The sequence below is a fragment of the Arachidicoccus sp. genome (genome assembly GCF_050436765.1).
Taxonomy (GTDB): domain Bacteria; phylum Bacteroidota; class Bacteroidia; order Chitinophagales; family Chitinophagaceae; genus Arachidicoccus.
The window spans coordinates 19704-28200 of sequence record NZ_JBNQGD010000022.1; the positions used below are offsets into that span (position 1 = coordinate 19704).

4 protein-coding genes are annotated in these 8497 nt (G+C 38.0%); all 4 read right to left on the bottom strand.

What is annotated here, in order from left to right:
- Window positions 1-60: 60 nt before the first annotated feature.
- Window positions 61-2796, bottom strand: coding sequence for a DUF5695 domain-containing protein (locus ACQR30_RS00905; protein ID WP_429729947.1), 2736 nt, complete (start codon window positions 2794-2796; stop codon window positions 61-63).
- Window positions 2797-2888: 92 nt separating this feature from the next.
- Window positions 2889-4631 (bottom strand): M1 family metallopeptidase, encoded by a 1743-nt coding sequence (locus ACQR30_RS00910; protein ID WP_429729950.1) that lies wholly within the window; start codon window positions 4629-4631, stop codon window positions 2889-2891.
- Between the two features lie 141 nt (window positions 4632-4772).
- Entirely contained in the window at window positions 4773-7133 is a 2361-nt protein-coding gene (locus ACQR30_RS00915) for a beta-L-arabinofuranosidase domain-containing protein (RefSeq protein ID WP_429729953.1), read from the bottom strand.
- Between the two features lie 204 nt (window positions 7134-7337).
- A partial coding sequence (locus tag ACQR30_RS00920; protein ID WP_429729956.1) for a glycoside hydrolase family 27 protein occupies window positions 7338-8497 on the bottom strand: 1160 nt, incomplete at its 5' end.

An 8497-nucleotide genomic window follows, 5' to 3' on the forward strand; every position in this document is an offset into this window, starting at 1 on the left:
AAAAGGTAGCTGGATTACAAAAAATTTGATACTGGCTCAAGATAATAAAGAATCCTAAAATCATCTAAGATTCTTTTTCAAAACAACAGTTAGTGAACTATCTGCAAGTGGAATTATATAACTTTTACCATCTTTTGTCATGCCTTCATTTGATGCGAAATGATAATTAATATCAGTACCAGAAGGGTGTATAATATTTAGTACCGCTTCTTTTGTGAACGAATCTTTGGCAGATAATTTAAGACGCAATTCTGCTGTTTGACTATTATATTCAACTTCCTCCAATTTTCCGGCTTTAAGTGTAATCCATAATTTCTCAGGTGCAAGAAAGACCCTAGCGCATGAAGCTGTCGTCAAAAGCGTCTTAATCCAATTACCATCTTGTTCTAAGTTACCTCCAAAAGCAAGCCATCCAAACTCAGGGTGTTTGATTATATAGGTAGCTGAATTAATGGCATAACCAAAGAACCCTGATCCATAATCTCCAGAAAAGCCATCTTCTTTCAATGAGCCAGGGAACGCATGAAATGCCAAAGGGGCAAATCCATCCTTTTCAATATTGGAGATACCACCTAAAAGTCCTCCATAACCAATACGCAACAAATAAAAATCTTCAGGATGCAATCTGTACCAGGTTAACACAGGAATCGCATTCAGCTCAGAACCATAATGATGCACCATTCTCTCAATGCGCTGTAACTTGCCGGCATAGATAAAATCCCAATAGCGTCTGGCATTGCCATTATACGCCCAACTAGGAATGGCAGGCATATACCCCATAATAGCATCTATAGTACTAAGTGCCTTGTCGTAAAAGCCAAAATAAAGAGACCATGCAAATACCTCTTCTTGTCCTGTCGAATCCCAAGGCATCTCACTACCAAAAGGGAAAGCTAATGAACGCCAGTGAATTGCTCTTTTTCTCATTAATTGCTCTAATTCATTCGCTTCCACTACCAGGTTTTCATGTTTAAGATCTTGCAATAATAAATAAAATACCGTTCCTTCCATTTGACCAAATTGAGTATAATACGGAGCAAAATTTATCATAGCAAGAGACGTGTGAAAGGCTTGCTCTAAATACCAATGCCATTGATGGTTGGTAACTAAACCTTGATGAAAATGAGCTATCCTGTACATTGCCCAATAAGCGGCAACCACATGTGGATAATTATATGATCTTCCTACAGAAGCAGCTTCTTTGAGTGGCCAGGCTGACCAAGTTTTAAAATTGATAGAGGAATTATATGTCCCTGCCGGCAAAGAATCGGGTGCATAATAAAAAAGGCTCTTTCTAACACCGTATTTCCAAGGCCCTGTTTTATATTGAATATGTCCCCACAAGGTGGTGTCTATAAATTGTTCAACTTTATCTACTTGAGACTTATCTGGTTGAATAGATTGCTTCATTACCATACCAAGCCAACTCCCGGCTCCCCCTTCATCGCTAAGTCCGGCAATCCATGCTCTATTGTTCTGAGTCACTTGTTTGTGCAATATATGATCATAACTAATAAAGGAAGGCGCACGGTGAAAAAAAGTATCTGGTTGATCAAACCATTGATTCTTTGCTAGAAAATTACCATAATTTCTGATCGTCTTGGATTCGGATTCAATCACTTTATATTGTATTGTCTGAACTAAGCCATTCGTATATTTGACTGTTAATCTTGCTCTTCCGTACTGCTCTCCTTTAACTAACCATTTTTCCCAACCATTTTTAAGTGTGCTAATCTTTTTAAAAGATAAAGCACCCGAAGGATATACCTCTATAGAAGACACTTTATAATTATATTTTAAAAAAAGACTACCATTCACTCCTTCGGGCAAAACATAGCCTGGAATACCCACTGCAACCGGACGCCCTTCCTTTGCAAGTGTATTTTCTATTTTTGGGATGGAAGGAGACAAAACAAATCTGACACCTACTGTTCTTTGTTGGCCCGGCTTCAAGGTAAAAGAGCTTGGTTTATTCCAGGAATCTGCATCTTTCCATGCGGTTTGGGCTTTGGCCAAGCTACATACCACCCATTCATAAGACCCTTCAAAATCACTACCACGAGGTGTAGGGTCGTCTAAAAGTGGATTGTAGGCTTCAAACGGCGTATGTGCTTCAGGCAGCACCAGTAAAGCTGATCCCACGCCACTCAACCGAGTGACCTGCAAATAACCTGCATCCATCCCTATATAAGGATCGTAAAAAACATTTTTTCTTTGTGTAATATCCAAATCTTCCCCCTGCATCATATTATTAAAGATCATTGGAATGCCAATATAGCCGACTTCTACAGGAGATTTACCGTTATTGGTCAATGTAAATCTTAGTGCAACATCGTCACCAACTTTTATCCAATATCGCTTTACATCTAGTGGGATATCTTTTGGCAATGTAGGCTTCAAATCAGCCGCCGCTATTGTTTGCCTCCCCTCCTCAACGCATAACGGGAGAATAGGCTGACGTTCGTTTGCAGACGAATAAAATTTCCAATCTCTATTTCCATCTAAACGTAATCCAATATTTATATCTCCTAAATAATACTGACGATTAAGATCTCTTTTCTGAAGTCTATCGCCTGGAGTGAAATCAAGAACAGTATCTTTGCGGGAATATAAGCTTGCCACCGTTTGTGAAGAGCGCACTAGGCTCAAAGAAAAATTAGGTGTAGTGCAATGAATAAAACCCGCTTTTAGGTCAAGCGTCGGAACTGCTGAAACGGAGGGTCTTCTATATTGCCCATAAGCAATACTGTTAATCAATATACCAACAGAAAAAACAAGAAAATTTTTTAAACTCATAATTATTATTTTTTATCGTAGCATAATGCAAAGTCAGGCAATATGTAACCATAGTCTTTTATCTGATATTTCAGATTAAAAATACAAGAGTACTAATTAGTCTCTATCGCCCTTACAGTAACGAAATACAGGTATGCAATATCTTTTGAATTAAATAGAAGCGCTTCTTTTTTATTTAAATGAGTACTTTTCCAAGCCGTCGTCGGTGCAACTCTTATCCTGGTATTTCCTTTTTTGAGTACTATTGGTAAGTCAAAATTAGGTACACAATTTGCCCATCGATAGAAGACCCGGCTATGATCTTTATTAAAGTAATAATCAAATTCAGGAATCTGTATTGTGCGCAAATACTGATCAAAGACTTTTGAATAGTCAAATCCTGCATGTGTCGATATATAATTTTCAATTTGCCTGGACGTTACTGTCTGATGATAAAAAGTTTTGTTCAGACCTCGCCATATTTGCCTAAATAACGAATCGTTACCCAGACTATGGCGGATGGAATGTAACATATTGCTTCCCTTATAATACATATCACCACTACCCTCTTGATTAACGCCGTAATGAGCAATAATAGGGCGGTCGTTAACTATTTTTTTTCTTATCCCAAAGTTGTAAGCGTTCGCTGCCGCTTTCCCCCACATATACTCTACAAATAAAGTCTCCGCGTAATTGGTAAACCCTTCATGGACCCACATGTCGGCTAAGTCTTTTGTCGTAATACTATTGCCCATCCACTCATGTCCACTCTCATGCACAATAATAAAATCCCATTTTAATCCCCATCCGGTCCCAGATAAATCAATACCTCTATACCCAAAAGCATAATGGTTTCCATATGCAATAGCACTTTGATGTTCCATTCCGGTATGCTGCACGTCGACCAATTTGTAACCGTCTTCATAAAACGGGTAAGGACCATACCAATATTCCATACTATGCAACATGTTATGTACCTGTGTCGGCATATATGCTTTCGCTCTGTTAAGATTATAATCAAGTACCCAATAATCCAAGTCAAGTGGACCCTTTTCCCCTTGAAAATCTTCATGGAAATGCTCGTATTTTCCGATATAGGGAATGATACAATAATTACTTATCGGACTTACCACGGCCCATTTAGTTGTTGCCGTACCATCTCCGTTCTCCTTTCTGAATTGTAGTCTGCCATTGGAAACTGCCACCAACGAATCTGGTGCGATCATCGTAAGCGATGCACCTTTATCAAGTTTATCTCCTTGATAATCTTTGCAAGGATACCATACTGATGCTCCTGTTCCTTGGCAGCAGACTGTCATCCACGGTCGATTAAGAGAGTCTGTTGTAAATGTCCAACCACCATCCCATGGTGGGCGTGTCGCAATATGAGGGTATCCATGGAAAAATATATTTATTTTGTTTATCGTTCCTACCGATTGATGTGGCATCTTCACGTGCCAGATATTACCCTCCTGGCCATAGGAGAGTTTCTCATTGTTATTAAAAATAATACTATCAATAACGAGCGGAGATTGCAAATCTATTTGCATCCCGGGTTGTTTATCTTTCACTACTTTATAGGTAATCAAATTATTTCCAGCAGTGTACTTATGCAGGAAATCTGGTTTAATGGTAATGTCATAACATTGTGCATCCCACCAGGCCCTTTCAGGTGTAACACTTCCACGCAAGGTATCAGCATGTGTAAATACACGATTATTATATGCTGTAACTTCTTTTTTCATCAAGTGCTCCCTTATTATCCTAACGCTATCTGAATTATATTGTGCAGAACAAAAAGAAATAGTACCCAGCATTATTAATACACTAAGGATAGCTTTTTTCAGAAAAGTCATAAATATATAATTCAAGTGATAAAAAATTAGAATAAATATCCAGCAACTATTGGAAATGAAACTAAAAGGTCTCTTCAAAAATCAGAAAATTTCAGTCATCAAAAAGCCGAAAAAAATATATAATCAGGGTAAGTCATAGACTCATTCTCTCACCATTCTTATTCCGTATATCGGACCAACCATGTTGTTTTTCTTTGCTTTGAAAGTAACGGTAACCTCCTTATTCCCTTTGGTTAATTCCAGGGGAATATTGTAAGGGATATTGTAAAATTTTGTGGCTTTGAACTTGTTGAGATCTACCGTCGCCACTTTCTCATTATTTATTAAAATATCAAAAATACGATCCCGGTTATCCATGCCCCAATAAGTGCAAATCAATTGGTTCGGTTTTGCCTCATCGACTTTCATCGTAAAACTAAAGTATCCACCCGGTGCTGCAGCGCGCCACTTTTTTGTATGTGATTCACCAGTATAAATATCAGCTCCTCTAAAATTATGATCTCTTTCGGGCTGCATTTCCCCTACCCTTAAATAATCAGTTGTGTGGGCAACCAATTCTTGTTGCTCCTTCTTTTCAGCTTCATATTTTTTCTCCTGCTCTTTCCATTGAGCAGGTGTAAACTTATCCCAATAGACAGTGTAATACTGGTTTTCAGTCTGGTTAAATGGAATCAATTTTACATTGTGTGGTTCCCCTACATTGGTGGAATGAAATACCAAAGAATCAGCTGAAGTTCTTTTAATCCAATCCTTGGCATTTGCATCTTTTGTCACAAAAACGGGAATGCCTTTAATCGGATCGGGTTCTTTATCGCCGAATACACCTGATAATAATTCGGGGCCGTAAAAAATAGCCATACGGTCTTTATCTTCCGGCATAACCTCCTGATGGATCTGCAGAGGTATTATCGCTTCTATTTTATCCCCGTCTGTCCAGGTTCTATTGATAACGATATAACCACTGTTATCTATATGTATCGCTTGCTTTTCTCCATTTACGTTTATTTCTACACCACGATATGCCCATGAAGGTTTGCGGATACGAATAGCGAGCGTTACCGGTTTTTTGGCATTAATAGATAAATTAACGACATCTGTTTTAGGAAGGTTTGTTTCCTGACGAATCGTTAACCCCTTTTCTCTCCAAGTGAGTATCGAAGGAATAAACAAGTTAACAAATAAGCTTCCATCCGCACCATGATAATAAATATTCTTCCCATATTTTACGTGGTTTTCCATACTTGTTCCTACACAACAAGTAAAAGTATTGAAAGGTGTACTATATTCCTTTTGACTCCCCATTCTTAAAGGTGTAAAATAGACCGTCATTCCGGTCTGATGGTTTTGCGTAGCCAGAATATGGTTATACAAGGCTCTTTCATAATAATCCATTAAATGCGCAGATGGCTGCAATGAAAATAGATGCGTTGTCAACTTAAGCATATTATAGGTAGGACAAGTTTCAATAGTATTGTCACTTAAAGGGAAATAATTGGCCTTACCAAAATATTCATAATTACCGTCCCCGCCATTAGCGTAACTATGATTATCCACAACATCTTTCCAATAGAACTGCGCGATAGAATCCATATGCTTATCGCCATTTAGCTCGTAGATACGAATACAACCCAAAATTTTAGGCATTTGCGTATTTGAATGTTTACCTGGCAGTACATCCTTTTGTTTGGCTAAAGAATCTAAGATTCTATTATCATAAAAACGATAAGCAAGCTTCAAATATTTTTTATTTCCCGTAAGTGCATAAGTATTGGCCAAAACTTCATTCATTCCACCATATTCGCAAATCAACATTTTCTGCATTTGCTGATGATCTAAATTTTTAATCGTATTTCCTGTCCAATCAGCTATTCCCTTTTCTACTGCTAGCGCTTGTTTATTACCACAGTGAATATAGGCATCAAGCAATCCAGCCATAATCTTATGAACGGTATACCATGGTGACCAGCCACCATTAAGATCAAAGCCGCCACTTCTAATTATTCCTTTAGCGACTTCTCCGAAGATACTGTCTTCATTGGGGATAGCTCCAACATAACCTGTACCACGTCTTTTTTGACAAATAGCTAACTGGTTTACAATATAATTTATCCTATTTAAAAATTCCTTGTTGTCAGTAGCTGCATAAGCTAAAGAACAGGCTGATAAATAATGCCCCAAACTATGTCCGGCTAAACCACTAGACTCCCACCCCCCGTACACAGAATCTTTAGGCTGCAATCCCGCATTTTTTCTAAAATCAGCTAAAAATCTGTCGGGTTTTAACTCCAATAAATACCTCAAGTCGGCATTCATTGCCGTTTTAAAGGGGCTATTAAGCAAGCGCACATCTTGCAAGTCAAAAGCATAGGCATTGATTGGCACTACTGGCTTAACTAGTATCGATTGAGATTCGCCATCATCGGGGACAAATGTTTGTGAAGTAGCTACTTTTACAACCACACATAGCGCAAAAAACAAAGCGCCTTTTATTATCTTTTTCATAAACTTTATTTACTGAAATAATGATTCCTATTTATTAACTGTCAAATTTACAATTTTAATTCTTCGCAACATTTCTCGTAAGTTCCATTTTGGGATCCCTACTCAGCTTGCCATTGTACTCAGAATTAAAGTGAGCAACAACAACATCGTTTATTTAATTAAAGAATAAATATTGTATTCGATCTATTCCTTCTACAAGTACATTTATTGCACACGAATCAAGAATACTCCATGACCAGGTAGTTCACAATTTACACCTTCCATTTTTATACCATCATCCTTTTGCCTCCATAAATCCCTCACTTTATAAGATGTATTGTTTAAAGAAATATTTCTCCATTTAAGAAAATACTTCTTATAAGTTTCACTTGTATTAAAAATACCAATTGCCTTACTGCCGTTCGCCAGATTTTTCACCCATACCTGAACACTATCATCAATAATCATTCGTTTTGCAGATTGTCCAAGTTCATCTTGGTCAACTGCTATAACGTCATCATTGGTTAAAAGATTCAAAGTAAACTTATCCAATTTACTTAAATCACATCCAATTAATAAAGGTGCACTCAATAAGCACCATAAACTTATATGTGTATATTGTTCATCGGGAGAAAGCCCTGTAGGATGCAGATCTGCACCCCATCCCACTTTACCTACAATTAGCATATCCGGATCATTCCAACCGCCCGTATGTCCATAAGCGGCTTCTTTATTTTGCGAAAAACCTATATTATATAGACTGTTCCAGTTATCTGTAATATCTCCAGTAGTACGCCAAGAGTTCCCTCCTACCTGATGTCCCCATTTCCATACGTCCCCCCAACCATATTGACATAAGCTATAATAAATATCACGATTTAAGGAGTCCAGCGCTGTCCGCATTTCGATATAAGGCTTTTGGAGTGTCGGCAAATCTTGTGCATCCCCAACGACTTCACTATAAGAACACCAATCGTACTTAAGATAATCTACACCCCATTTCTCATAAGATTTTGCATCCTGTAGTACATGTCGATAGCTCCCAAGAAAGCCACCACAAGTCTTAGGGCCCGGCGAAGAATAAATACCAAACTTTAACCCATTGCTATGTAAAAAATTGCCAAGCGCATGCATATCTGGAAATTTACTATTCGCCATAATCGCACCATTGGCAGTTCGTTTTGGATCTTGCCAACCATCGTCTATATTAATATAACTCCAACCATGATTGATCAATCCTTTGTCAATCATGGCTTGAGCACTACTTTTAACCTTTTCATCACTTACACTCAAACCCCAGCAGTTCCAACTATTCCAGCCCATAGCCGGAGTCAAAGCAATTTCGTTACCTACCTTTAAAGTAAATTGTTTATAAGACTTTCCCA